Raw genomic sequence first — 25,931 nt, 5'->3', positions numbered from 1 at the left:
GCGGCGATGACCTACAAATGGGGCCAGCAAGATAAATTTCAAGGGCTTAGCCAAAACCCGTTGCTACGGTTCCAGCAGTTCCAAGCGGCTGATTTCTTCCGATTTGAAGCTGAAGCTGGCCTGGCCGCCGCCACTACCCATCTGCTGACTGAGGCGAATGTTGCCATCGTTATCGATACCGACGAAACGGCCCTCCACCGTGCCGCCGCTGGCGCGGCTCAGGCGCATGCTGAGGTTGCGATACTGCTCGGGATTGCGCTGCAGACGTGCCAGGCTGAAGCGCTGGCGACGGTCGACCGGGCGACTCAGGCGCTCCTCGACAGGCGCGACTTCAGCCTGCTGGGCAGGTTGCCTGGCCACGACGGCTGGCAACGCCGGGAAACGATCACCCTCCACCGCCCAACCATGCTCGGGCCGTTTATGCAGACGAATCGGCAGGCTTTCGCTACGCCCGGCAACCTGCGCATCGACCTGCAACTCCAACGTGTCGCCCTTGAAGGTGAACACCGGCAGTTTCAGCTCGCGCACATCACGCGTGGCGAAACGCCGTTGCAGGTAGTCCTGCACGACATGGGCGACGGTATCGCGCGAGTCGTAGCGGGTATCGACCTGATCGTCGACATAGCGCAGGCGATCACGGTACAGCTCGACGCGACCACTGAGACTGGTCTTGAAGCGCGGCGGCAAGACCAGATGGAAATCCCCGACCAGCCGATTGGGTGCCTGCGGTTGCAGATCCAGGTGCAAGGTGTAGCCACGGCTGAGGCGACGAGCCTCGGGCAGATCCTGCTCCGGCAGCAACCAGCTCAGTTCCACTTCCGGTAGATTGCCGCTGTCCTGTGGCAACACGTCGACGCGCACGGCGCCGTCGACTGGCTGCGGCAGGCGAATACTCAGTTCGCGCAGGGCGAAGAAATCCAGCCCCTCACGCAACACCAGTACACCGTCGATCAGCTCACCCTGCTGCGGCCGAAACGGTTGACCGTTGAGTTCGCCGCCCAGGTCGATAGCCAGCTCCGCCGGCGTCTGCACCTCGGGTTTTAGCCAGTCCAGGCGAATGATCGCCGCCAGACGCTCGGCGTCCTTGCTGGCCAGCAAGGTCAAGCCCACCACCAGCGGGATGACGCCAAGCCCGATCAGCGTGACCGCACCACGCGCGCGCGCCCAGTGGCGCACCATGTAGATCAGCGTAATCGGTGGGATCAGGCTGCCCCAGCCCCACAACAGGCTGGTGGCGAAGGCACGCATAACCAGCCAGACCAGGCCGGCCAGCATCAGCAACAGGCCGCCAATTATCAGCAACGCATCCATCTACAGAATCCTTGTCATGATTTCGCTGCGCAGCCGTGCCGCCATGAGCCTCATCGACTCAGGGTTCATCGACCTTGAAATGAGCACGGGCGGTGGCAATCGGCTCGGCCTGATTCGTCTGCCAAGCGGTGATCGCCACATTGGCCACTCGCCGCCCCTGGCGCCAGACCTGGCACTGCGCAAAGGTGTCACGATAATGACCCGCGCGCAGGTAATCTATCGAGAAGTCGATGATTTTGGGCAAATGTGGGATGCCCATGAACATCAGCAGGTGAAGCATGGCCGCATGCTCCATGAAGCCGGCGATCACCCCACCATGCAACGCTGGCAGCACCGGGTTACCGATGCAGTCGCGGTTGGCCGGCAGACGCAAGACCATGTCGTCGCCCAGGCGCAGGCACTCGATACCAAGCAGTTTGGCGTAGGGAATCAGGCTGATCAGCGGGTCATAGTCGTTCTGCTGATGTGCACGCGCCACCAGCTGCTCCAGGTTCAGCTCGCTCATTCGCCACCGCCTTGCTGGATGTTCTGCTTGAGTTCACCGCCACCCTTCACAGCCTTGCCCATGCGCATGAAGGCGCCGACCACATGGGCGATCGGCTGCTCAGGATCGTCCTGATAGGCATAGCCACGGGTGAAGATGACGTTGGGCGTGACCCGGTAGCACTCGGCAAAACCGAACACGTCCTTGCCGGGCTCGGCCGGATGCATGTAGTCGATACGCAGATCGAGGGTCGGACAGATTTCGAACTCCGGCAGCACGCAGACCGTCGAGATACCACAGGTCGTGTCCATCAGCGTGGTGATGGCACCACCGTGAATCACACCAGTGTCCGGATTGCCGACGATGTGCCGCGCGTATGGCAGTCGCAGCGTCAGCCCTTTGCCATCAGCCGACTCGACACTCATGCCCAGCACCTGACAATGACGCAGCGCGGCTAGAAACCGCTGCGCCCGCTCCTGAATCGACTGCTCGCTCATCACTCTGCCGCTCTGTTCTGCCACGGAAAACGGTGCGCATGATAGCGCCCTACGCCTGGAGTCACACCCGCCTCAGCTGCCCCCATTCGGGCCAAGGGAACTAATCGACACCGCTGGCGTTCGAAGTGACTGTGCGCTTTGGGGTCAACCCAACCACTAACAACTCTCACACATGGAGTGATGACCGTGAACAAACCTCTGACTTATGCCCTGCTGCTTGCCACTGCCCTGGGTCTCGCCGCCTGCGAGAAAACCCCGGAAGACAAGATGGAGTCGGCCAAGGAGTCAGTCTCCGAAGCCATGGAGAACATGGGCGATGCAGCCAAAGACACCGGCGACGCCATCGAACAGAAAACCAACGAAGCCCTGGGTAACGAACCTACCACTGGCGAAAAAATTGAGGATGCGGCCAGCGATGCGGCCGACGCCATCGAAGATGCTGGCGACGAAGCCAAAGACGCTGTCGACGGCCAGTAATCTCAGCCGAAAAAGAAAAGGCCCGCAATGCGGGCCTTTTTTTCATCTGAGCGCTGGGCTGATCATCAGCAACAGGCTGCAGGCCAAGCCAACCACCCATACTAGGCTGCGCTGCCAGTGCAGATCCCACCAGTAAAACAGCATATACAGCACGCGACTGACGACGAAGGTGATCGCCAGGATGTCGATCAGATAGCCGTAGGTCTGCGTGCTGTGCGCCATCAGCACACCGGCCGCGAACAGCGGGAACGCCTCGATACTGTTCAAATGCGCGGCCAGGGCTCGTGCGCCGAAGCCGGTCAGGCGTGCCTGCTGGGCACGCGGATGATGGTTGTCGTAGCGCCCACCGCCCTCCGCAGCCATGGCCTTGGCCACCGGCGCCTTGGCGATGAAGATCAACAAGGCGCTGATAAAGACGCACCAGAACGGAATGCTCATTCACTCTTCTCCTTGGCCACTTCAGCGGCCGGCGTTGGGGTATAGACCATTACTTCCAGCACATCCGAATGGAACTCTCGGCGATACAGCACCACGACCACTCCGGTGCTCACCAGCATGAAGAACCAGGGGTTGATGAACCAGGCCAGTGTCGCCATACCGAAATAATAGGCACGCAAACCGAAGTTGAACTGGTTGGCGGCCATCGAGATGACACGCGCCGTGCGCTCGCCAAAGGCCTTGCGCTCCTGCTCGGTGACATGCCGCTCCCCTACCATCGGCGCCGAACCGACCAGCACGGCAGCGAAGTTGTACTGACGCATGCACCAGCTGAAGGTGAAGAAGGCGTAGACGAAGATGACGCCCAGCCACAGCAGCTTGATCTCCGACAACCCGCGACTGGCTGGCTGCACGAAAGGAATGTCGGCCAGCAGCGACAAGGCACGATCCGAAGCGCCCAACACGGTGAGGATACCGGCCAGGATGATCAGCGTACTGGAAGCGAAGAAGGAGGCGTTGCGCTCGAGGTTGCCGATAACGTTGGCGTCGGCAATGCGGTTGTCGCGCAGCAGCATGCGGCGCATCCAGTCCTCACGGTACAGGTGCAGCACGCTGGCGAGACAGGGGGTGGTTTGGCCTTTCACCGAGGCGTAACGGGTATAGCCGCCCCAACACAGAACGAACCAGAGTGCGGCCAGAAGATGAGGCAGGTACGGGTAGCTGTTGAGCATGCCAACTCCTTGTAAGACTGCTGCCGATTATAGCCAGGGCGCCTGCTTCCTTGTTCGACAAAAAAGGCCGCCTTGTGGGCAGCCTTGTTTTGTTTCCAGCTCGTTTTAAGCGGTAACGCGCTGGCGCAGACCGAGGATGCGATCCAGCAACACCATCACAACCAGCGTCACTGCCACCGGCAGCAGCCAACCCAAGCTCTGACCGGCCAGTGGCAACTGCCCGAACCAAGCCGGCACCTTGTCAGCCCATGGCGTGGCGGCAACGCCATCAGCCACGCCGAAGATCAGGGTTACCGTCATCACCGGCACGAAGACCAACGACTGCGAAAGCCACAGACGGTTGGCCAGGCTCAGGGCGATCAGCACGATGGCCAGGGGGTAAAGACCGACCAATACCGGGATGGAGAAACTGATCAACTGGGTCAGGCCCTGGTTGGCCACCACCAGGCTGAAGATACCGAAGACGATCACTACGCTGCGGTAGGAAACTGGCAGCAGCTTGCTGAAGAACTCGCCGCATGCGGTAAGCAGCCCCACGGCGGTGGTCAGGCACGCCAGGGTGATCACCACTGCGAGGAGCAGGCTACCGGTATTACCGAAGGTGTGCTGCACATAGGTAGTCAGCACCTGGACGCCATTCTGCGCATCGCCAGCGATGCTCTGGCTGGTGGCGCCGAGGTAGAACAGTGCCAGGTAGACCAGCGAGAGACCGATGGCTGCGATGACCCCAGCGGTCACCGAATAACGGGTGATAAGGCCGGCGTCGCTAACGCCGCGATCGCGAATGGCACTGGCGATGACGATACCGAAAACCAGCGCACCGAGGGTATCCATGGTCAGGTAACCCTGCAGGAAACCCTGCACCAGCGGAGCCTCACGGTAGCTCTCGGCTACCACGCCGATCTCGCCCGCCGGTGCGAACAGAGCGGCGCCACCCAACACCAGCAACGCCGCCAAAAGCACCGGCGTGATGAACTTGCCGATGCGGTCGACCAGTTGCCCCGGATTGAGGGAAAGGAACAACACGGCAGCGAAATACACCAGGGTGTAGATCAGCAGCGGCGCCCCCTCATTACCGGTGAACGGGGCAATGCCCATCTCGAACGACACCACTGCGGTGCGTGGTGTCGCGAAAAGAGGCCCGATGGCCAGATACACCGCCACCGCGAGGATGGCACCGGCGACCTTGCCCAGTGGCGCGGTAAGCAGGTCCATGCCGCCACCCACGCGGGCCAGAGCCACCACGGTCAGCAGCGGCAGACCGACACCGGTCAGTAGAAAACCGATGGCCGCAGGAAGCAGGTTCTCGCCCGCAGCCAGGCCAGCACTGGGTGGGAAGATGATGTTGCCTGCGCCAAGGAACAACGCAAATGTCATGAAGCCGAGGGCCAGGAGGTCCGAGCCTTTCAAACGAGTCATAAAGGGAAATACCGGAAGCAGAAATCGAAGAGTTGCGGGGGTTTCCTTGAGGGATCGGGGAAACGTCGCCCGAGCGTTTGGCTCGAACCACTGCAGGCATCGCCAGGCGCTTGTGGCGCCACGGACACGGGATAAGGCGCGAATACTAACGAAAAGCGCCCATCAGCAGCACAGTTGCTAGACGAGCTGTCGAACTGGCGTAACTGACTGTCGCATCAGCAACACTTACCAAACCCGGTATCGCTCGAGGTCAACTCGACAGCGGCAAAAACGCACTCAAACAAAAAGGCCACCTGAAGGTGGCCTTTCTGCAAACGGTCAGAAACGCTTAGGCGTTCTTGACTTCCCAACCGGTCAGCTCGGCCAGGGCCTTGCCGATGTCAGCCAGGGAACGCACGGTTTTCACACCAGCGTCTTGCAGTGCAGCGAATTTCTCGTCTGCAGTGCCCTTGCCGCCGGAGATGATGGCGCCAGCGTGGCCCATGCGCTTGCCAGGAGGAGCGGTCACACCAGCGATGTAGGAAACTACAGGCTTGGTGACGTTGGCCTTGATGAAGGCAGCCGCTTCTTCCTCGGCCGAACCGCCGATCTCACCGATCATGACGATCGCTTCGGTCTTCGGATCTTCCTGGAACAGCTTCAGGATATCGATGAAGTTGGAGCCCGGGATGGGGTCACCGCCGATGCCCACGCAGGTGGACTGGCCGAAGCCGGCGTCGGTGGTCTGCTTCACGGCTTCATAGGTCAAGGTGCCCGAGCGGGACACGATGCCGACTTTGCCTGGCAGGTGGATGTGACCCGGCATGATGCCGATCTTGCACTCGCCGGGAGTAATCACGCCCGGGCAGTTCGGGCCGATCAGGCGTACGCCCAGCTCGTCGCACTTGACCTTGGCTTCCAGCATGTCGATGGTCGGGATGCCTTCGGTGATGCAGACGATCAGCTTGATGCCGCCGTTGGCCGCTTCCAGGATCGAGTCCTTGCAGAACGGAGCCGGAACGTAGATCACGGACGCTTCAGCGCCAGTGGCTTCTACGGCTTCCTTGACGGTGTTGAACACCGGCAGGCCCAGGTGAGTGCTGCCACCCTTGCCCGGAGTAACGCCGCCGACCATCTTGGTGCCGTAGGCGATGGCTTGTTCGCTGTGGAAGGTGCCCTGCGAGCCAGTGAAGCCCTGGCAGATAACCTTGGTGTCTTTATTGATCAGGACGCTCATTATTTGCCCTCCGCAGCTTTGACGACTTGCTGAGCAGCGTCGGTCAGGCTGGTTGCCGCGATGATATTCAGGCCGCTTTCTGCCAGGACTTTAGCGCCCAGTTCAGCGTTGTTGCCTTCCAGACGGACGACAACCGGGATTTTCACGCCGACTTCTTTCACCGCGCCGATGATGCCTTCGGCAATCATGTCGCAACGAACGATACCGCCGAAAATGTTCACCAGTACGGCTTTGACGTTGTCATCGGAGAGGATGATCTTGAACGCTTCGGTCACGCGCTCTTTGGTCGCGCCACCACCTACGTCGAGGAAGTTGGCCGGCTGACCGCCGTGCAGGTTGACGATGTCCATGGTACCCATGGCCAGGCCAGCACCGTTGACCATGCAACCGATGTTGCCTTCCAGCGCAACGTAGTTCAGCTCCCACTTCTGCGCATGGGCTTCACGCGGATCGTCCTGGGACGGATCGTGCATGGCGCGCAGCTTGGGCTGACGGTACATGGCGTTGGAGTCGATGTTGATCTTGGCGTCCAGGCAGTGCAGGTTGCCGTCAGCCTTGATTACCAGCGGGTTCACTTCCAGCAGTGCCAGGTCGTAGTCCTGGAACAATTTGGCCAGGCCAACGAAGATGTGGGTGAACTGCTTGATCTGATCGCCTTCCAGACCCAGCTGGAAAGCCAGCTCGCGGCCCTGGTACGGCTGAGCGCCGACCAGCGGATCGACGGTGGCCTTGAGGATCTTCTCAGGGGTTTCGTGGGCCACTTTCTCGATGTCCACGCCACCTTCGGTGGAAGCCATGAACACGATGCGACGGCTGGAGCGGTCCACTACAGCGCCCAGGTACAGTTCCTTGGCGATGTCGGTGCAGGATTCGACCAGGATTTTGGTGACCGGCTGACCATTGGCGTCAGTCTGGTAGGTCACCAGACGCTTGCCCAGCCAGTTGGCGGCGAAGGCCTTGGCGTCTTCTTTGCTCTTGACCAGCTTTACGCCACCGGCTTTGCCGCGGCCACCAGCGTGGACCTGAGCCTTGACGACCCACTCGCTGCCACCGATTTTTTCGCAGGCTTCTGCGGCTTCTTCCGGGGTGTCTACCGCGAAGCCCTTGGATACGGGCAGGCCGTATTCAGCGAACAGCTGCTTACCCTGATACTCGTGAAGATTCATGCTTGTCTACCGTCTTCGTTTAGGTATTGCGCATTCGGCGCTGTACTTTTGATACCGCGCCACCTGTGACTGCCGAAGCAGTCCGCCAGATATTCCACCGCGAGTCGAACTCGACGCGGGCCTTCCGACGTGGTTCTGCTTGCAAACACCACCGCAGCGACGAGGCGATTACGCGACGCCCCGCCTACCCGGTGGCTTACAACAACTTGAGTGGCCGAACAGGTCGGCCACTGCCACGCTTAGCGTTTCTTGCGGTTGGCGATGTGAATCGCACCACCGTTGACCGCCAGGGCCGCTTCGTGCAGCGCCTCGGACAGCGTCGGGTGGGAGAAGACCATCATGCCCAGGTCTTCGGCGCTGGTGCCGAATTCCATACCGATCGCGCCTTGCTGGACCAGCTCGGCAGCGCTTGGGCCGATTACGTGCACGCCCAGTACGCGGTCGGTATTGGCGTCAGCGATGACCTTGACGAAACCGCCGGTATCGTTGGCAGCCATGGCGCGACCGCTGGCAGCGAACGGGAAGGTACCGACATTGACGGCAACGCCTTCGGCCTTCAGTTGCTGCTCGGTCTTGCCGACCCATGCGATTTCCGGGTGGGTGTAGATCACGGACGGGATCAGGTCGTAGTTCATCTGTGCCTTGTGACCAGCGATGCGCTCGGCAACCATGACGCCCTCTTCCGAGGCTTTGTGCGCCAGCATCATGCCGCGTACCACGTCACCGATAGCGTAAACGCCCGGAACGCTGGTTTCGCACTGGTCATTGACGAAGATGAAGCCACGCTCGTCCAGGTCTACACCGCTATCAGCAGCCAGCAGATCGGTGGTCACCGGGCGACGACCAACGGCCACGATCAGCTTGTCGAAGGTCATCTTCTGCTCTCCATTGGCGTCAGTGAAGCTGACCACGACCTGCTTCTTCTTGACTTCCGAAGCGGTCACGCGAGCACCCAGGCGAATGTCCAGGCCCTGCTTGGTCAGGGTCTTCTGGGCTTCCTTGGCGATCTGCTCATCGGCAGCGGCGAGGAACTTGTCCATCGCTTCCAGTACGGTGACTTCAGCGCCCAGACGAGCCCACACCGAGCCCAGCTCCAGACCGATCACGCCCGCGCCGATAACGCCCAGTTTCTTCGGTACGCTCTGGAATTCCAGGGCGCCGGTGGAATCGACGATCACGTCCTGATCGACCGGGGCCGGCGGGATCTCGACCGGCTTGGAGCCGGAAGCGATGATCACGTGAGCGGCTTCGACCACCTGGGTCTTGCCGTCGGTGCCAGTCACTTCGACCTGCTTGCCAGCCAGCAGCTTGCCGTGGCCTTCGAGCAGGGTCACGCCATTGGCTTTGAACAGGCCGGCAACACCGCCGGTGAGGTTCTTGATGATGGTGTTCTTGCGGGCCACCATGGCCGGTACGTCGATGGTCACGCCCTTGGCTTCGATACCGTGTACGGCGAAGCCTTCTTTCGCTTCGTGGTACTTCCAGGAGCTGTCCAGCAGTGCCTTGGAGGGGATGCAGCCGACGTTCAGGCAGGTACCGCCAAGGGCGACCTTGCCGTCATTGCCCTGGTACTTCTCGATGCAGGCGGTCTTGAGACCGAGCTGAGCTGCTTTGATGGCGGCTACGTAGCCACCAGGGCCGGCACCGATGACTACCACGTCGAATTTCTGGGTCATAACGTATTCCTTCTCGAATAAACCGGACGGCCCTGTGAACAGGGCCGTCGTGGAGGAGACTGGCTTTTAGATTTCCAGCAGCAGGCGAGCCGGATCTTCAAGCAAGTTCTTGATGGTCACCAGGAAGGTCACGGCTTCCTTACCATCGATCAGGCGGTGGTCGTAAGACAGCGCCAGGTACATCATCGGACGGATAACGACCTGACCGTTGATGGCCATCGGACGTTGAACGATGTTGTGCATACCCAGGATCGCGGCCTGCGGCGGGTTGACGATCGGGGTGGACATCATCGAACCGAAGGTACCACCGTTGGTGATGGTGAAGGTGCCGCCGGTCATTTCTTCGATCGACAGCTTGCCGTCTTTGGCTTTCTTGCCGAAGGTGGCGATGCCGCTCTCGATTTCAGCCAGGCTCATCTGCTCGGCGTTACGCAGTACCGGAACCACCAGGCCGCGGTCGCTGGACACAGCAACACCGATGTCGGCGAAGCCGTGGTAAACGATGTCGTTGCCGTCGATCGAAGCATTGACCGCCGGGAAGCGCTTCAGCGCCTCGGTAGCCGCCTTGACGAAGAACGACATGAAGCCCAGGCGCACGCCATTGTGGGACTTCTCGAACAGGTCTTTGTACTTCGAACGCAGTGCCATGACTTCGGTCATGTCGACTTCGTTGAAGGTGGTCAGCATGGCCATGGTGGACTGGGCTTCGACCAGACGCTCGGCGATCTTGGCACGCAGACGGGTCATCGGCACACGCTTCTCGGTGCGGTCGCCAGCAGCGGTCACCACCGGAGCGCTAGCAGCGGCAGCCGGTTTGGCAGCCGGAGCGGCCGGAGCGTTCTTCTTGGCTTCGACGGCAGCGACCACGTCTTCCTTGGTCACACGACCACCTTTACCGGTGCCAGCGATGCTGTTCGGGTCGATGCCGTTCTCTTCGGCCAGCTTGCGCGCAGCCGGCGAGAGGATGGCGTCGTCGCCAGCGGCGGCAGCTGGAGCAGCAGCCTGCGCAGGGGCAGCAGCGGCCGGGGCTGCAGCCGGAGCAGCGGCAGCAGCGCCACCTTCGGTCAGCTTGCCCAGCAGTTCGTTGGAGAGAACAGTGTCGCCTTCGTTCTTGATGATTTCAGCCAGGACACCGTCGGCCTCGGCCAGCACTTCGATCACAACCTTGTCGGTCTCGATGTCGACGATCAGCTCATCACGCTTGACCGCTTCGCCCGGCTTCTTGTGCCAGGTGGCCACGGTGCCGTCGGCAACCGATTCCGGGAAGGTTGGGGCTTTGATCTCGATAGCCATTGTATGCGTTTCCTTAAATTCGGTTTACCGGCAGGCGGCGCTCGCCACCTGCCGGATGAAGGCGTTAAACAGTAAAGGCGTCCTGCAGCAGTTTTTCCTGCTGCTCGGCGTGCATCGACGCATAACCACAAGCAGGCGCTGCCGACGCATCACGACCGGCGTACTCCAGGAGCAGCGACTTCTTGTGCGCAGTGGCGACGCGACGCATGTGGTGCTGGCTGCAATACCAGGCGCCCTGGTTCATCGGTTCTTCCTGGCACCAGACGATGTGCTTGAGGTTCTTGTACGGGGCCAGAACTTCGGTCAGATCGTCTTCCGGGAACGGATAGAGCTGTTCCAGGCGCACGATGGCGGTGTCTTCGCGACCCTCGGCACGACGCTTCTCCAGCAGATCGTAGTAGACCTTGCCGCTGCACAGAACCAGACGCTCGACCTTCTTCGTATCCAGCGAATCGATCTCGCCGATCACGGTCTGGAAGGAGCCTTCGGCCAGATCTTCCAGGGTCGAGATGGCCAGCTTGTGACGCAGCAGCGACTTCGGCGTCAGGACTACCAGCGGCTTGCGCAGCGGGCGGATCACCTGGCGACGCAGCATGTGGTAGACCTGAGCCGGGGTGGTCGGTACGCAGACCTGCATATTGTGCTCGGCGCACAGTTGCAGGTAACGCTCCAGACGCGCCGAGCTGTGCTCAGGCCCCTGCCCTTCATAGCCGTGCGGCAGCAGAACGGTCAGACCGCAGAGACGGCCCCACTTGGTCTCGCCGCTGGAGATGAACTGGTCGAATACCACCTGGGCGCCGTTGGCGAAGTCGCCAAACTGGGCTTCCCAGATCACCAGCGCGTTCGGCGTGGTGGTGGCGTAGCCGTATTCGAAGGCCAGCACTGCTTCCTCGGAGAGGTAGGAGTCGTACAGTTCGAACTTCGGCTGACCGTCGTACAGGTTCTTCAGCGGAACGTAGGTCGAGGCATCCTTCTGGTTGTGCAGCACCGCGTGACGGTGCGAGAAGGTACCGCGGCCGATGTCCTGGCCAGTCATGCGAATCGGATGGCCTTCGACCAGCAGAGTGGCGTAGGCCATGGTCTCGGCGAAGCCCCAGTTGATCGGCAGGCCGCCAGCGCCCATCTTCTGACGGTCTTCGAGGATCTTCGATACCTGGCGCTGTACCAGGAAGCCTTCCGGAGTCTCCAGCAGCTTGGCGGACAGATCCTGCAGGGTCTTCAGATCAAAGCGCGTGTCATGACGCGCAGTCCAGGCATGGCCCAGATAAGGACGCCAGTCGACGAACAACTCCTTGTTCGGCTCCTTGACCAGGCTCTTGACCACATGCTGACCGTTGTCCAGCGCAGTGCGGTACTCGTCGATCTTGGCCTGCACGTCATCGCTGCTCTGTGCACCAGCCGCAATCAGGGCGTCAGCGTACAGTTCACGGGTGGTGCGCTGCTTGGCGATCTGTTGGTACATCAGCGGCTGGGTGCCATTCGGCTCGTCGGCCTCGTTGTGACCGCGGCGGCGGTAGCAGACCAGGTCGATGACCACGTCACGCTTGTACTGCATGCGGTAGTCGACAGCCAACTGAGTCACGAACAGCACAGCTTCCGGATCATCACCGTTCACATGGAAGATCGGCGCCTGGATCATCTTGGCCACGTCGGTCGCATACTCGGTGGAGCGTGCATCCAGCGGGTTGCTGATGGTGAAGCCAACCTGGTTGTTGATCACGATGTGGATGGTGCCGCCAGTCTTGTAGCCGCGGGTCTGCGACATCTGGAAGGTTTCCATGACCACGCCTTGACCGGCGAAGGCCGCGTCACCGTGGATGGAGATCGGCAGCACTTTCTCGCCACTGGCGTCGCTACGACGATCCTGACGAGCACGTACCGAACCCTCGACCACCGGGGAAACGATTTCCAGGTGCGAAGGGTTGAACGCCAGCGCCAGGTGCACTTCGCCACCAGCGGTCATGACGTTGGAGGAGAAACCCTGGTGGTACTTCACGTCACCGGAGCTCAGGCCTTCGGTCTTCTTGCCTTCGAACTCGTCGAACAGGTCGCGCGGGTTCTTGCCGAAGGTGTTGACCAGAACGTTGAGACGGCCACGGTGGGCCATGCCGATGACAATTTCCTTGGTGCCGTAGGAGCCGGAGCGCTGGATGATTTCGTCCAGCAGCGGGATCAGACTCTCGCCGCCTTCCAGACCGAAACGCTTGGTGCCCGGGTACTTGGTGCCCAGATACTTTTCCAGACCTTCGGCAGCGGTGACGCGCTCGAGCACGTGCGCCTGAACCTCGGCGGAAAACTGCGGACGACCGCGCACGCTTTCCAGACGCTGGGCGAACCAGTTGCGCTGACCAGAGTCGACGATATGAGTGAACTCGGCACCGATGGTGCGACAATATGTCTGCTGCAGCGCATCGCGGATTTCGCGTAGCGTTGCCTCTTCCTTGCCGATATACAGCTCACCAGTGCGGAAGGTGGTATCCAGATCCGCGTCGGTCAGGCCGTAATGATTGATCGACAGGTCAGACGGCGCAGTACGCACCCACAGACCCAGAGGGTCGAGCTGGGCGGCCTGATGGCCACGCATGCGGTAGGCCTGGATCAAGCGCAGCACTTCCACCTGCTTCTTTTCGTGCTCGCTGCTGACGGCCCCGGCGGAAACCGGCTGGGCACGACGCGAATTCTTGGCGAGCAGGACGAAATGATCGCGAATGGTCGAATGCGATACGTCCGTTGCAGCGCTGCCGTCGGTCGGCAACTTCTGGAAGTAAGTGCGCCACTCTTCTGGCACAGCGTTGGGATCGTGCAGGTAGAGCTCATAGAGCTCTTCCACGTAGGCAGCGTTGCCACCGGATAGGTGGGCACTGTCCCACATGCGCTGCATCACGCTTTCTTGCATGCTTGGTCACCCTCGGTAAGGGGACACCATCGGCGCGAATACCGCATGGTCCTAATCAAAGTCATGATGCTGCGACTCGGATAAAGCCACTTGGGTTCCCGCAGATAGTCCGGGTACCAGCCCGGATGCCCCTGCTGGTCGTCATATTTTTCGAGTATGAGCCGCGGCTTTGTGGGCTGCGGCTCTGGCTTTACTGCGAGGCCGACCAGAGTCGGACTCGCAGGTGTTACAGGTATAGCAACTTGCGAATCAGGTACCGCTCTGCAGCAGCATGTTACGCACGTGGCCGATCGCCTTGGTCGGGTTCAGACCCTTGGGGCAAACGTTCACGCAGTTCATGATGCCGCGGCAACGGAACACGCTGAACGGATCGTCCAGCGAGGCCAGACGCTCAGCGGTCTTGGTGTCACGGCTGTCAGCCAGGAAACGGTAGGCCTGCAACAGTGCAGCGGGACCGAGGAACTTGTCGGGGTTCCACCAGAACGACGGGCAGCTGGTCGAGCAGCAAGCGCACAGAATGCACTCGTACAGACCGTCGAGCTTCTCGCGCTCTTCCGGCGACTGCAGACGCTCGATGGCCGGAGCCGGCGTATCGTTCTGCAGGAACGGCTGCACCTTCTCGTACTGCTTGTAGAAGATGCTCATATCGACGACCAGGTCACGAATGACCGGCAGACCCGGCAAGGGACGAATCACCAGCTTGCCGCCCTTGAGGCCGGCAGCGGAGATCGGCGTGATGCAGGCGAGGCCATTCTTGCCGTTGATGTTCATGCCGTCGGAGCCGCATACGCCCTCACGGCAGGAGCGACGATAAGAGAAACCTTCGTCCTGTTCCTTGATCAGCGCCAGCACGTCAAGAACCATGATGTCCTTGCCGCCGGTGTCGACCTGGAAGTCCTGCATGAACGGAGCAGCGTCTTTCTCCGGGTTGTAGCGATAAACACTGACTTGCAACATATCAGTCACCCTTAATAAGTCCGAACCTTGGGTTCAAAAGCCGGAACGGTCTTCGGCGCGAAGTTGACCGCACGCTTGGCAACGCGCTTCTCGCCTGGGAAGTACAGGGAGTGGCACAGCCAGTTTTGGTCATCGCGCTCTTCGAAGTCTTCACGAGCGTGGGCGCCACGGGATTCCTTACGAACCTCGGCCGCGATCGCGGTCGCTTCAGCAACTTCGAGGAGGTTTTGCAGTTCCAGCGCTTCGATACGCGCAGTGTTGAACGCCTGGCTCTTGTCCGCGATTTTGACTTTCGCGATGCGCTCACGCAGGTCGGCCAGTTGTTGGATGCCCTTCTGCATGTATTCGCCAGTACGGAATACACCGAAGTAGTTCTGCATGCACTGTTGCAGCTCTTTACGCAGCGGGGCGACGTCTTCGCCGGTGCTGCGCTCATTGACACCAGCCAGACGCGACAGCGACTGCTCGATGTCAGTTTCGCTGGCGCCACGCGCTTCCACGCCTTCTTTCAGCGCTTTTTCCAGGTGCAGGCCAGCAGCACGGCCGAATACCACCAGGTCGAGCAACGAGTTACCGCCCAGACGGTTGGCACCGTGTACCGATACGCACGCCACTTCACCTACGGCGAACAGACCTTCGATGATCTTGTCGTTGCCATTGGCATCTTGGGTGATGGCCTGACCATGGATGTTGGTCGGTACGCCGCCCATCATGTAGTGGCAGGTCGGGATAACCGGAACCGGAGCCACGACCGGGTCGACGTGAGCGAAGGTCTTGGACAGTTCGCAGATACCCGGCAGGCGGCTGTGCAGCACTTCTTCGCCGAGATGGTCGAGCTTCAGCAGCACGTGGTCCTTGTCAGGGCCACAGCCGTTGCCAGCGATGACTTCCTTGACCATGGAACGGGCCACTACGTCACGACCGGCAAGGTCCTTGGCGTTTGGCGCATAACGCTCCATGAAGCGCTCGCCATGGGCGTTGATCAGGTAACCACCCTCACCACGGCAGCCTTCGGTAACCAGTACACCCGCGCCGGCAATACCGGTCGGGTGGAACTGCCACATCTCGATGTCCTGCACCGGCACACCAGCACGCAGGGCCATGCCCACGCCGTCACCGGTATTGATCAGAGCGTTGGTGGTGGAGGCGTAGATACGGCCAGCACCGCCAGTGGCCAGAACCACGGCCTTGGAACGGATGTAGACGGTTTCGCCAGTCTCGATGCAGATGGCGATGACGCCGACGATGGCGCCGTCCTGGTTCTTCACCAGGTCAACGGCGTACCACTCGTTGAGGAACGAGGTGCCGGCTTTCAGGTTGGCCTGATACAGGGTGTGCAGCAGTGCGTGACCGGTACGGTCGGCAGCGGCGCAGGTACGAGCGGCCTGAGTCGGATTGTCCGGACCCTTGGACTGACCACCGAACGGACGCTGATAGATGCGGCCCTGCTCGGTACGCGAGAACGGCAGGCCCATGTGCTCGAGCTCGAACACGGCTTCCGGACCGACAGAACACATGTATTCGATAGCGTCCTGGTCACCGATGTAGTCGGAACCCTTGACGGTATCGTACATGTGCCAGCGCCAATCATCGTTCGGGTCGGCCGAAGCGATGGCGCAGGTGATGCCACCCTGAGCGGAAACGGTGTGCGAACGAGTCGGGAACACCTTGGTGACCACGGCAGTCTTGTGACCGCCCTGAGCCAGTTGCAGCGCGGCACGCATGCCGGCGCCGCCACCACCAACGATGATGGCGTCATAGGAAAGAGTACGGATGCTAGCCATGAATCAGAAACCCCACAGAATCTGCACGCCCCAGACGAACATCGTGAACATCGCGATGCCACACACGGCCTGGAACAGGAAACGCACACCAGTCGCCCACTTGCCCAGCGCCATCGGCGTCAGGTAGTCGGTGGAGATGGTCCACATGCCAACCCAGGCGTGCACACTCAGTGCAACGAGGGCCAGCAGGCTGAAGATGCGCATTGCGGTATGCGAGAACAGACCGTGCCACTCGGCATAGCCCATACCCGGATTACAGATCACATAGCCCAGCAGAAACAGCGTGTAAGCCGCGAGAACGACCGCAGAAACACGTTGAGCCATCCAGTCATAGAGGCCCGAACGCGAGAAATTCGTGACATTAGTTACCATATCCATACCCCCAGCAGCACGATCACGACCGCCGCAACGGCGATGACGATTTTCGAGCCCAGCTTGCCGCCTTCCAGCGTCTCACCGATGCCCATGTCCATGATCAAGTGGCGTACACCGGCCACCAGGTGGTACAGCAGAGCGGACAACAGACCCCAGATCACGAACTTGGCCAGCGGGCTGGTCAGGCACTCTTTCACCTGGGCGAAGCCCTCTTCGGAGGCCAGCGACTTGTCGAGGCCAAACAGCAGAATGGCGATACCGACAAAGAGGATGACACCGGAGATACGGTGAAGAATGGACGTGTAAGCGGTGATCGGAAGCTTGATAGTCCGAAGGTCTAGGTTTACAGGTCGTTGGCTATTCACGGCTTTTTTATCACACTGAGAGCCCCTAACGATCAGGGCAAAGTTGTTGGGAAGTGCACTGGCAAGGTACCCATCACCCAATGAGTGACAACCGCCATGACACGGCCCTAAAGCCTGTGGCGGTCGGCCGCAGAGTATAGACAGTTAGCAGACTAATGACAATGCAATGCCCTCCCCCAAAAAGCGCATTGCGGCCTTTAAACAAATGGCGTAAATAGCGGCCTTTTTTCGTTGAAAATACCGTTCAAACCCTTCTACTGCCTGGGTTCTCGCAAATTGACTTTCGGATTTATCCCACTATAGTGGTGCGGGCCCTGCGTGGGGGGCTGTCTGATGATTTCAAGCATAACTAGGAGGCCACATATGGCTGACAAAAAAGCGCAGTTGATCATCGAGGGCAATGCCCCCGTCGAACTGCCCGTTCTGACCGGCACTGTTGGTCCCGATGTAATCGATGTGCGGAGCCTGACCGCCACGGGTCGGTTCACATTTGATCCTGGTTTCATGTCGACCGCCTCTTGCGAGTCGAAGATCACCTATATCGACGGCGACAAAGGGATTCTGCTGCACCGCGGCTACCCGATCGAGCAACTCGCCGAGCAGTCCGACTACCTGGAAACCTGCTACCTGCTGCTCAACGGCGAACTGCCGAGCAAGGAAGAGAAGGCCCAGTTCGTCAGCACCATCAAGAACCACACTATGGTTCACGAACAGCTGAAGACCTTCTTCAACGGTTTCCGCCGCGATGCCCACCCAATGGCCATCATGTGCGGCGTGGTTGGCGCTCTGTCCGCCTTCTATCACGACTCGCTGGACATCAATAACCCGCAGCACCGCGAAGTGTCGGCCATGCGCCTGGTGGCCAAGATGCCGACCATCGCCGCCATGACCTACAAGTACTCCATGGGCCAGCCCATGATGTACCCGCGCAATGACCTGAATTACGCGGAAAACTTCCTGCACATGATGTTCAACACCCCGTGCGAGATCAAACCGATCAGCCCGGTGCTGGCCAAGGCGATGGACAAGATCTTCATCCTCCACGCCGACCACGAGCAGAACGCCTCCACTTCCACCGTACGCCTGGCAGGCTCCTCGGGCGCCAACCCGTTCGCCTGTATTGCAGCCGGTATCGCCGCGCTCTGGGGCCCGGCACACGGCGGCGCCAACGAAGCCGTACTGGCCATGCTCGACGAGATCGGCGACGTGTCGAACATCGACAAGTTCATCGCCAAGGCCAAGGACAAGAACGATCCATTCAAACTGATGGGCTTCGGTCACCGCGTGTACAAGAACCGTGACCCGCGCGCCACCGTGATGAAGCAGACCTGCGACGAAGTCCTCGGCGAGTTGGGCATCACCAACGATCCGCAACTGGAACTGGCCATGCGTCTGGAAGAGATCGCCCTGACCGATCCTTACTTCAAAGAGCGCAACCTGTACCCGAACGTGGACTTCTACTCGGGCATCATCCTCAAGGCCATCGGCATTCCGACCTCGATGTTCACCGTTATCTTCGCCCTCGCACGTACCGTGGGCTGGATCTCGCACTGGAAGGAAATGCTCTCGGGTCCGTACAAGATTGGCCGTCCGCGCCAGCTGTACACCGGTTACGAGCAGCGTGATCTGCCGGCCAACCGCGACTGATAGCGCCGCGAAACGAAAAAAGGCTGCCAATCTGGCAGCCTTTTTTATTGCCGACTTTTCAGCTCAGCGGCCTTCGACCTTAGCCCGCAAGCCCTGCAGCGTCTGCAATGGTGCATCGACGACGAAACTGTTGGCCAACCAGGAAGGCACGCTGCCGCCTGGCTCGGTATGCACCTCGTAGATCACCTCCACCTGGCCCTGATCCAGCGGTTTGAGGTGCCACTCGCCATCGACGCGCTGCACCCGCACGAAGTCCTTTTCCTCCGGCAAGCGCTCCGGCACCGCCTTGAGCAGTCGCGTGATGCTGCCATCGGCGTCGGTGCGCGTGGTCACCTGGATCACCGAGTCACGCGCCTTGACCGGCCAGGGCATCTCGAAACGGGTATACAGCTCGCTGACATCGCCCTTGGTCTCGAGCAGTCGCTGTTGCTGACAGCTGAAGATCCAGGCGCAGGAACCCGTGACATCTTCCTGCGCGGCCTGCACCGCAGCGAGATCGCCCTTGATCGTCACCACGCCGCGATAAGCCTTGTATTTGGACCCAGGTACCTCGGCCAGGTAAACGCTCACACCGTCTTCTTCGCGCTCCAGCTGCCACTGCCTTTCGGCAGCCTGGGCAGCGGTCGCACACAACAGCATGGCCAGAACGGAATAACGCATCATCTTCGTGCAACTCCCGGTGAGACTGTTTGCGTTTCGACCCACATGGGCCGCAAGCGGTTCATATCCTCAGGCAGTTGCCTGCTCCAGCCAACCCAGCATACGAATGGCACTTTCACGATCACTGGCGCACAGCTGCTCTTCTGCCTTGAACCCGGCACACACCGCAGGCCTCTCCGGGCGCCCGAAAATGGCACAGAGAAACTCGGCATCGAGATGAATGCAGCGCACGCCGGCGGGCTTGCCATCGGGCATGCCCGGAATCGCTGAACTGATGGAAGGCGCGATGCAACAGGCACCGCAGCCAGCACGACACTCCATGAAACAACCTCGGCTGGAAGCGAACGGCGGCGATCCTAATCAGGCACGCGCCGTCCGTCGAGACCTTTCACGATCAGCGGTTACGCTGCAGACGCGCCAGCAGGCTGGAAGTATCCCAGCGCCCGCCGCCCATGGCCTGGACATCGGCATAGAACTGATCGACCAGCGCCGTCACCGGCAGTTGTGCGCCATTACGGCGCGACTCGTCGAGCAGAATCGACAGATCCTTGCGCATCCAGTCGACCGCGAAGCCGAACTCGAACTCGCCGGCCAGCATGGTCTTGTAGCGGTTCTCCATCTGCCAGGACTGCGCCGCGCCCTTGCTGATCACATCGACCACCGCATGACCATCCAGCCCCGCGCACTGGGCGAAGTTCAGCGCCTCTGCCAGCCCCTGAACCAGGCCGGCGATACAGATCTGATTGACCATCTTGCTCAGCTGGCCGCTGCCGGCCGGGCCCATCAGGCGCATCATCCGCGCGTAGCTCTGGATGACCGGTTCGGCCACAGCGTAAGTGTGCGCTTCGCCACCGACCATCACGGTCAACACACCATTGACTGCACCCGCCTGGCCGCCGGATACCGGTGCGTCGAGAAAGCCCAGTCCGCGCTCGCTCGCAATGGCAGCCAGTTCACGCGCGACATCGGCCGAAGCTGTGGTGTGGTCGACCAGGATGGCGCCCGGCGCCATGCCGGCGAACGCGCCCTGCTCACCGAGAATCACGTTGCGCAGGTCGTCATCGTTGCCGACGCAGCACATCACCAGCTCAGCACCTTCCACCGCCTCACGTGGTGTCGGCGCGCTGCTGCCGGCGTACTCACCCATCCATTGTTCGGCCTTGCCCGGCGAGCGGTTGTAGACCGTTACCTGATGCCCCTTGCGAGCCAGATGCCCAGCCATCGGATAACCCATGACGCCCAAGCCGAGAAACGCGACCTTTGCCATACCAACCTCCTCCAGATATAGGCGCCAGAGCCTAACACGACGTTTGCCCTGACCAAAAAGGCCTTCCATACTGCCAGCGGGTTAGCTCAGAGAGCTTGAGCCTGATCCTGACGCCAGGAACCTTTTCAATGCAGCGGGGCCGAAGCGCAACAGATCGCAGACAGGTTCTAAGGAGCGCCCATGGGGCATTGGCTAGTCATCGACCTGGAAGCCACCACCGACGAAGGCGGCTGGGCGATGGAAGAAATGGAAATCATCGAGATCGGTGCCAGCCTGGTCGGAGCAGACGGTCATGAGCGCGACCATTTTCAGCGCTTCATCAGGCCTCAGCGTCGCCCCTGCCTAACCGCCTTCTGTCGCGAGCTCACCCATATCACCCAGGCCGATGTCGACGGTGCGGCGCCAATGCCGCAAGTCTGGGCCCAATTCGAACGCTGGCTGACGCAACATACACCGCGCCTGGTCGGTTGGAGCAGCTGGGGCGATTACGACCGCCATCAGCTGGAGCAGGAATGGCGTCAGCACCAGTTGCACAGCCTGCTGGCCGATTTACCGCACCTCAACCTGAAACAGGCTTTCGCCAAGGCGCGTCAATTACAGCGCCCTGTCGGCCTGCACAGCGCGCTGCAGCTCGCCGGCATGCAATTTCAAGGAAAACAGCATCGCGCCCTGGAGGATGCACGCAACACCGCACGCCTGCTGCCGCTGGTGCTACCCATCAAAGACTGATGACGAAGAAAAGGCGCTTGGGCATACTGACGCCCCTTTTATAGCCATGCCAGCCATGGCGGCCACCCTTCGGGTCGTCGCTACACGACGCTTAAAATGGCTCCCGGCGATTTTTCCAACCCCTTCAGAGGAAGCGCAGATGTTCAAGGTCAACGAGTACTTCGACGGCACCGTCAAATCCATCGGTTTCAGCATGGCTGAAGGCCCTGCCACCATCGGCGTGATGGCCCCGGGCGAATACGAATTCGGCACCAGCCAGCTGGAAGTCATGCATGTCGTCGCCGGCGCCCTGACCGTCAAACTGCCGGGCAGCGACAGCTGGAGCACCTATGAGGCCGGCAGCAAGTTCACCGTCGAGGCCAACAGCAAGTTCCAGCTGAAGGTTGCAGTGGACACCGCTTACCTCTGCGAATACCGCTAAGCCACCAAGCGCCACGAAGAACCGGCCCTCGCGGCCGGTTTTTTCTTTGATGATCAGCACCAGGACATAGCCCCATGCCACGCAGTGCACTTCTCGTTCCCATCGCCCTGCTCGTGGTGGCCATGGTCTCGATCCAGAGCGGCGCGTCGCTGGCCAAGAACCTGTTTCCACTGGTGGGCGCCGAAGGCACCACGGCGCTGCGCCTGGTGCTCGGCGCGATCATCCTGTCGCTGGTGATGCAGCCCTGGCGAGCCAAGCTGGATCTACGCAAGTGCCATGCTCTGCTCGCCTACGGCCTGGCGCTGGGCGGCATGAACCTGATGTTCTACATGTCGCTGCAGAGCATTCCGCTGGGCATCGCCGTGGCCCTGGAGTTCACCGGCCCGCTGGCTCTTGCGCTGTTCTCCTCGCGCCGCCTGCTGGATTTCGTCTGGGTGATCTTGGCCATCGCCGGGCTGTGGATGCTGCTGCCCACTGGCGCCACGCAGAGCGCCATCGACCCGCTTGGCGCAGGCCTGGCGCTCGGTGCAGGCGTTTGCTGGTCGTTGTACATCATCTTCGGGCAGAAAGCCGGCGCCCAACATGGCCGCCACACCGTCGCGCTGGGCACCTGGGTAGCCGCCCTGCTGGTGCTGCCTATCGGGGTCTGGCATGCCGGTACCGACCTGCTGAGCCTCGATCTGCTGCCCATCGCCCTGGGGGTTGCGGTGATGTCTTCCGCCCTGCCCTACAGCCTGGAAATGGTCGCCCTGACGCGCCTGCCAGCGCGTACCTTCAGCGTCCTGATGAGCCTGGAGCCGGCAGTCGCCGCGCTGTGCGGCCTGGCCTTTCTCGGCGAGAAACTACTCTGGGGCCAATGGCTGGCCGTCGGCGCGATCATCGTCGCCTCGGCCGGGGCAGCTGCCACCATCAGACCCAAGAGCTAGCAGGCGGTTAATTACCGAACTGCAACTCGGCCAAACGCGCATAGAGCGGACTACTCTCGATCAGCTCGGCATGGCTGCCGATGGCAGCCAAACGGCCCTGTTCGACCACTGCGATGCGATCCGCCTGCTTCACCGTGGCCAGGCGATGGGCGATCACCAGCGTGGTACGTCCGGCCATCAGCGATGGCAGCGCCTGCTGGATCAGGTGCTCGCTCTCGGCATCCAGCGCGCTGGTGGCCTCGTCGAGTAGCAGGATCGGTGCATCGGCGAGCAAGGCTCGGGCAATGGCCAGACGCTGACGTTGGCCGCCGGAAAGCCCCAGCCCGGCCTCGCCGAGATGAGTCAGGTAACCCTGCGGCAACCGCTGGATGAACTCATGGGCATGCGCCGCTCGCGCAGCCGCCTCCACCTCGGCCTGGCTCGCGTCCAGGCGACCGTAGCGAATGTTGTCTTCGACCGAACCGAAGAACAGCGCGGGATTCTGCGACACCAGGGCGAAACTGGCGCGCAGCTCACGCGGGTCGAGCTGATCAATCGGCACGCCGTCGATGAGGATGCGCCCGCCCTGCGGGTCGAAGAAGCGCAGCAGCAGATCGAACAACGTCGACTTGCCAGCGCCGGACGGCCCCACCAGCGCCAGCGTCTCACCCGCCGCGACCTGCAGGTCGATGCCATCGATGGCATAGCTGTCCGAGCGCGACGGATAGGCGAAACGCACGCCCTGCAACTCGATGCGCCCCTGTACCGGCTGCGGCAGATGCTGCGGCTGCTCTGGCGCGACGATGGCGTTACTGGCACGCAACAGCTCGCCGATGCGCTCGGCGGCGCCTGCGGCGCGTTGCAACTCACCGATCACCTCGCTCAGGGTGCCGAAGGACGAGCCGACGATCAGGCTGTAGAACACGAAGGCTGCCAACTCACCGCCAGAGATACGCCCGGCGATCACATCCATGCCGCCGACCCAGAGCATCACCCCCACCGCACCGAGCACCAGCACGATAACCACGGTGATCAACCACGAACGCTGAGCAATGCGCTTGCGCGCCACATCGAAAGCCGCCTCGGCGGATTCGCCAAAGCGGCGCTTGTCCTCGTTCTGGTGGTTGTAGGCCTGCACCGTCTTGATCTGCCCCAGCACCTCACCCACGTAGCTGCCAACATCAGCCACACGGTCCTGGCTCTGCCGCGACAACGCGCGCACGCGGCGGCCAAACAACAGGATCGGCGCCACCACCAGCGGCAGGGCCAACAGGACGATGCCGCTGAGCTTGGGATTGGTCACCACCAGCAGCACGCTGCCGCCGATCAGCATGATCAGGTTGCGCAGCGCCATCGACAGCGACGAGCCGATCACCGATTGCAGCAAGGTGGTATCAGCGGTCAGCCGCGACTGGATTTCCGAGCTGCGATTGCTCTCGTAGAAGCCTGGATGCAGCTCGATCAGGTGATCGAACACCCGCCGACGGATGTCCGCCACCACCCGCTCGCCGATCCACGACACCAGATAGAAGCGCGTATAGGTACCGAAGGCCAGCGCCAATACCAGCACGAAGAACAGCAGCAGGGACTGGCGCAGCGCGGCCGGTGATTGTGTGGCCAGGCCCTGATCCACCAGCAGCTTGATGCCCTGGCCCATGGACAGGGTGATCGCCGCCGTGAACATCAGCGCCAGTAGCGCGCCCACTACTCGGCCGCGATAGGGCGCGATAAAACGCCAGGCCAGACGCATGGCGCCGCGCTGGCGGGAAGAAAGTATCGATGTCATGACGGGTCTCAGGAATCAGCAGCCGAGGGCGCTTCGGCCAGCCAGGCCACTGCGCACAAGGCCAGCGCAGCCAGGTTGGTCGAAAGCGGATTGAACGCCTGGATCAACAGATGGGGACTGAGCAGCACAACATCAAGCAGCAGCACCAGCAACACAGCGCCTGCAACCAGCAAAGGCCAGCGCCGGCGACGCACCGTCAGCAGCGCGATGCCCAGGAGGATCTCGGCAATGCCGCCGGCGCGCGCGATCAGCTCTGGCGCGAACAGCGGATGCTCCGGCAGGCCATGGGCCGCGATCATCGCCACCTCATCAGGGCTGAGCCAGAGAATCTTCGGCGCCAGCCCATGCCAGATGAACACCAGCGCCAGGGCCAGCCGCGCAAGCCAGGCGATCTGCGCCAGGCGCGGTTCAGTCATGCAGAAAGCGCCCGGCATGGTCAGCGCTGGGCAGCAGGCAGACCTCGTGTCGACCGAACAGGCGGTAGCGATTCAGCGCGATGCGGTCGTAGCCCCAATCGCGTAGCGGGCGCGGAATCAGGCGCAGCCAGGCAAGCGCGCGCCAGGGCTGGGGCAGGCGAGCGAGAATACGCAGCAGCGCGTTCGAACGTACATGCAGCCCGGCCTCATCGATCAGCGCCATGCTGTCGAAACGGTCGGTCGGCAGCCCATACCAGGCCAGCAGCGCCTGACCTTGCGCCGACTGCACCGAAGCCAGACGAAACTGGCGCTGGCGGTCATGCCGAATGAGGAATCGCGCCCAGCCATTGCACAGCTTGCAGACGCCATCGAACAGGACGACACGCTCGCCTGCAGCAAGATTCGGTGGCAACGACTGCTGCGTCATTGGCCAGCGCTCGCCTGTTGCGCCAGCGGCCGGTAATGGCCAGTGATGCGGTAGGCGAACAGAATGTCCTCCTCCTGCGTGCCACGCCCGATGTTGTGCAGCACCAGCGGCGTGCCCGTTGCAGCCTGACGGTCACTGACGATGCCGATATGGGTGAGGCCGCGCCCCAGATCCCAGGTGACGATATCGCCGGCGCGGTAGGCCGAGGCATCCTGCTTGACCGCAAGCGCCCAGCCCTGGCGCTTGAACCAGGTCATCAGATTGGGCACGCGGCGGTGATCGATATTGCTGTCCGGGCGACTCAGCCCCCAGTTCTTCGGATAGACGGCGAAGTTACCGCGCATGTCGCGATGCACTGACTCCTGCAGATCCAACCCCTGTTGACGCAGCGCACGGATCACCACGTCGGTGCAGACCCCGGTGGCCATGGGCACATCGCCGCCTGGATAGCTCAGCTTCCGGTAGGCCGGGTCATAGCTGAGGGTCACGCCAACCTGCTTGCGTGCATCGAGTACCAGTCTGTCCGCTTCGATGGCCTGCGCGGCAAAAGCCAGCGACCAGAGCAGCAGCGCGATCACCATTCGCATA

Annotated in this window: 27 protein-coding genes; 5 read left to right on the top strand and 22 right to left on the bottom strand. The window is 61.4% G+C overall.

Going from position 1 to position 25,931, the window contains the following annotated elements:
* Nucleotides 1–63 precede the first annotated feature (63 nt).
* From BM059_RS06875 to BM059_RS06865, 3 genes are read right to left on the bottom strand one after another with little or no spacing between them, the layout of a single operon-like run.
* Nucleotides 64–1,311, bottom strand: a complete 1,248-nt coding sequence (locus BM059_RS06875; protein WP_074937586.1) for an MFS transporter — start codon at nt 1,309–1,311, stop codon at nt 64–66.
* A gap of 58 nt (nt 1,312–1,369) precedes the next feature.
* Nucleotides 1,370–1,816: a PaaI family thioesterase gene (locus BM059_RS06870; protein ID WP_037000874.1), complete on the bottom strand. Its 447-nt coding sequence runs from the start codon at nt 1,814–1,816 to the stop codon at nt 1,370–1,372.
* Nucleotides 1,813–2,292 carry a PaaI family thioesterase gene (locus tag BM059_RS06865; RefSeq protein WP_037000873.1) on the bottom strand — a complete coding sequence of 160 codons (480 nt, stop codon included), beginning with the start codon at nt 2,290–2,292 and terminating at the stop codon, nt 1,813–1,815. Before BM059_RS06865 ends, BM059_RS06870 begins: the two co-directional genes overlap by 4 nt.
* A gap of 180 nt (nt 2,293–2,472) precedes the next feature.
* Between BM059_RS06865 and BM059_RS06860 the strand changes: the two genes are divergently transcribed.
* The gene (locus tag BM059_RS06860; protein WP_074937584.1) at nt 2,473–2,769 is read left to right on the top strand and encodes a hypothetical protein; all 297 of its coding nucleotides are present in this window, start codon (nt 2,473–2,475) and stop codon (nt 2,767–2,769) included.
* A 42-nt stretch (nt 2,770–2,811) separates the two neighbouring features.
* On the opposite strand, the gene BM059_RS06855 is transcribed toward BM059_RS06860, so the two are convergent.
* From BM059_RS06855 to sdhC, 12 genes are all read right to left on the bottom strand, one after another.
* On the bottom strand, nt 2,812–3,207 hold the full coding sequence (locus BM059_RS06855) for an MAPEG family protein (RefSeq protein ID WP_037000872.1): 396 nt from the start codon (nt 3,205–3,207) through the stop codon (nt 2,812–2,814).
* Entirely contained in the window at nt 3,204–3,938 is a 735-nt protein-coding gene (locus BM059_RS06850; protein ID WP_037000871.1) for a DUF599 domain-containing protein, read from the bottom strand. The genes BM059_RS06855 and BM059_RS06850 overlap by 4 nt, the downstream gene beginning before the upstream one ends.
* A 105-nt stretch (nt 3,939–4,043) precedes the next feature.
* Nucleotides 4,044–5,357, bottom strand: a complete 1,314-nt coding sequence (gene brnQ, locus BM059_RS06845) for a branched-chain amino acid transport system II carrier protein (RefSeq protein ID WP_037000868.1) — start codon at nt 5,355–5,357, stop codon at nt 4,044–4,046.
* 328 nt (nt 5,358–5,685) lie between these two features.
* On the bottom strand, nt 5,686–6,573 hold the full coding sequence (gene sucD / locus BM059_RS06840; protein ID WP_037000867.1) for a succinate--CoA ligase subunit alpha: 888 nt from the start codon (nt 6,571–6,573) through the stop codon (nt 5,686–5,688).
* The gene (sucC, locus tag BM059_RS06835; RefSeq protein WP_037000866.1) at nt 6,573–7,739 is read right to left on the bottom strand and encodes an ADP-forming succinate--CoA ligase subunit beta; all 1,167 of its coding nucleotides are present in this window, start codon (nt 7,737–7,739) and stop codon (nt 6,573–6,575) included. Before sucC ends, sucD begins: the two co-directional genes overlap by 1 nt.
* A 239-nt stretch (nt 7,740–7,978) precedes the next feature.
* Nucleotides 7,979–9,415 carry a dihydrolipoyl dehydrogenase gene (gene lpdA / locus BM059_RS06830; RefSeq protein WP_037000865.1) on the bottom strand — a complete coding sequence of 479 codons (1,437 nt, stop codon included), beginning with the start codon at nt 9,413–9,415 and terminating at the stop codon, nt 7,979–7,981.
* 66 nt (nt 9,416–9,481) lie between these two features.
* Entirely contained in the window at nt 9,482–10,708 is a 1,227-nt protein-coding gene (odhB, locus tag BM059_RS06825; RefSeq protein WP_037000864.1) for a 2-oxoglutarate dehydrogenase complex dihydrolipoyllysine-residue succinyltransferase, read from the bottom strand.
* Nucleotides 10,709–10,772: 64 nt separating this feature from the next.
* On the bottom strand, nt 10,773–13,604 hold the full coding sequence (locus tag BM059_RS06820; RefSeq protein ID WP_074937582.1) for a 2-oxoglutarate dehydrogenase E1 component: 2,832 nt from the start codon (nt 13,602–13,604) through the stop codon (nt 10,773–10,775).
* Between the two features lie 249 nt (nt 13,605–13,853).
* Nucleotides 13,854–14,561, bottom strand: coding sequence for a succinate dehydrogenase iron-sulfur subunit (locus tag BM059_RS06815; protein ID WP_013715382.1), 708 nt, complete (start codon nt 14,559–14,561; stop codon nt 13,854–13,856).
* Between the two features lie 11 nt (nt 14,562–14,572).
* Entirely contained in the window at nt 14,573–16,345 is a 1,773-nt protein-coding gene (gene sdhA / locus BM059_RS06810) for a succinate dehydrogenase flavoprotein subunit (protein ID WP_037000862.1), read from the bottom strand.
* 3 nt (nt 16,346–16,348) lie between these two features.
* Entirely contained in the window at nt 16,349–16,717 is a 369-nt protein-coding gene (gene sdhD / locus BM059_RS06805; RefSeq protein ID WP_037000860.1) for a succinate dehydrogenase, hydrophobic membrane anchor protein, read from the bottom strand.
* Entirely contained in the window at nt 16,711–17,085 is a 375-nt protein-coding gene (gene sdhC, locus BM059_RS06800; protein WP_037051882.1) for a succinate dehydrogenase, cytochrome b556 subunit, read from the bottom strand. Before sdhC ends, sdhD begins: the two co-directional genes overlap by 7 nt.
* A gap of 363 nt (nt 17,086–17,448) precedes the next feature.
* Between sdhC and gltA the strand changes: the two genes are divergently transcribed.
* Nucleotides 17,449–18,732 carry a citrate synthase gene (gene gltA, locus BM059_RS06795; protein WP_074937580.1) on the top strand — a complete coding sequence of 428 codons (1,284 nt, stop codon included), beginning with the start codon at nt 17,449–17,451 and terminating at the stop codon, nt 18,730–18,732.
* Nucleotides 18,733–18,795: 63 nt separating this feature from the next.
* Here gltA and BM059_RS06790 read toward each other — a convergent pair whose 3' ends face one another.
* From BM059_RS06790 to BM059_RS06780, 3 genes are all read right to left on the bottom strand, one after another.
* On the bottom strand, nt 18,796–19,395 hold the full coding sequence (locus tag BM059_RS06790; protein WP_083413239.1) for an START domain-containing protein: 600 nt from the start codon (nt 19,393–19,395) through the stop codon (nt 18,796–18,798).
* 66 nt (nt 19,396–19,461) lie between these two features.
* Nucleotides 19,462–19,713, bottom strand: a complete 252-nt coding sequence (locus BM059_RS06785; RefSeq protein ID WP_074937579.1) for a YkgJ family cysteine cluster protein — start codon at nt 19,711–19,713, stop codon at nt 19,462–19,464.
* Nucleotides 19,714–19,786: 73 nt separating this feature from the next.
* A complete protein-coding gene (locus tag BM059_RS06780; RefSeq protein WP_074937578.1) occupies nt 19,787–20,659 on the bottom strand; it encodes an NAD(P)-dependent oxidoreductase in 873 nt (290 codons plus the stop codon).
* A 180-nt stretch (nt 20,660–20,839) separates the two neighbouring features.
* Between BM059_RS06780 and BM059_RS06775 the strand changes: the two genes are divergently transcribed.
* The 3 genes from BM059_RS06775 (at nt 20,840) to rhtA (ending at nt 22,735) form a co-directional block, all read left to right on the top strand.
* Nucleotides 20,840–21,388 (top strand): 3'-5' exonuclease, encoded by a 549-nt coding sequence (locus BM059_RS06775; protein ID WP_074937576.1) that lies wholly within the window; start codon nt 20,840–20,842, stop codon nt 21,386–21,388.
* Between the two features lie 139 nt (nt 21,389–21,527).
* Nucleotides 21,528–21,809, top strand: a complete 282-nt coding sequence (gene ppnP / locus BM059_RS06770) for a pyrimidine/purine nucleoside phosphorylase (protein WP_074937574.1) — start codon at nt 21,528–21,530, stop codon at nt 21,807–21,809.
* Between the two features lie 74 nt (nt 21,810–21,883).
* Nucleotides 21,884–22,735: a threonine/homoserine exporter RhtA gene (rhtA, locus tag BM059_RS06765; protein WP_037000852.1), complete on the top strand. Its 852-nt coding sequence runs from the start codon at nt 21,884–21,886 to the stop codon at nt 22,733–22,735.
* 7 nt (nt 22,736–22,742) lie between these two features.
* Here the strand turns inward: rhtA and BM059_RS06760 are convergent, their stop codons facing one another.
* The 4 genes from BM059_RS06760 to BM059_RS06745 are packed head-to-tail and all read right to left on the bottom strand — an operon-like array spanning nt 22,743 to nt 25,930.
* Nucleotides 22,743–24,500, bottom strand: a complete 1,758-nt coding sequence (locus tag BM059_RS06760) for an ABC transporter transmembrane domain-containing protein (protein ID WP_074937572.1) — start codon at nt 24,498–24,500, stop codon at nt 22,743–22,745.
* Nucleotides 24,501–24,508: 8 nt separating this feature from the next.
* Nucleotides 24,509–24,916: a DoxX-like family protein gene (locus BM059_RS06755; RefSeq protein ID WP_074937570.1), complete on the bottom strand. Its 408-nt coding sequence runs from the start codon at nt 24,914–24,916 to the stop codon at nt 24,509–24,511.
* A complete protein-coding gene (locus BM059_RS06750; protein WP_074937568.1) occupies nt 24,909–25,343 on the bottom strand; it encodes a thiol-disulfide oxidoreductase DCC family protein in 435 nt (144 codons plus the stop codon). Before BM059_RS06750 ends, BM059_RS06755 begins: the two co-directional genes overlap by 8 nt.
* A complete protein-coding gene (locus BM059_RS06745) occupies nt 25,340–25,930 on the bottom strand; it encodes a DUF1287 domain-containing protein (protein WP_074937566.1) in 591 nt (196 codons plus the stop codon). The genes BM059_RS06750 and BM059_RS06745 overlap by 4 nt, the downstream gene beginning before the upstream one ends.
* Nucleotide 25,931 lies beyond the last annotated feature (1 nt).

Origin of the sequence: Ectopseudomonas composti (assembly GCF_900115475.1) — a bacterium.
Lineage (GTDB): Bacteria > Pseudomonadota > Gammaproteobacteria > Pseudomonadales > Pseudomonadaceae > Aquipseudomonas > Aquipseudomonas composti.
This window is presented reverse-complemented; position numbering and strand designations above follow the sequence as displayed.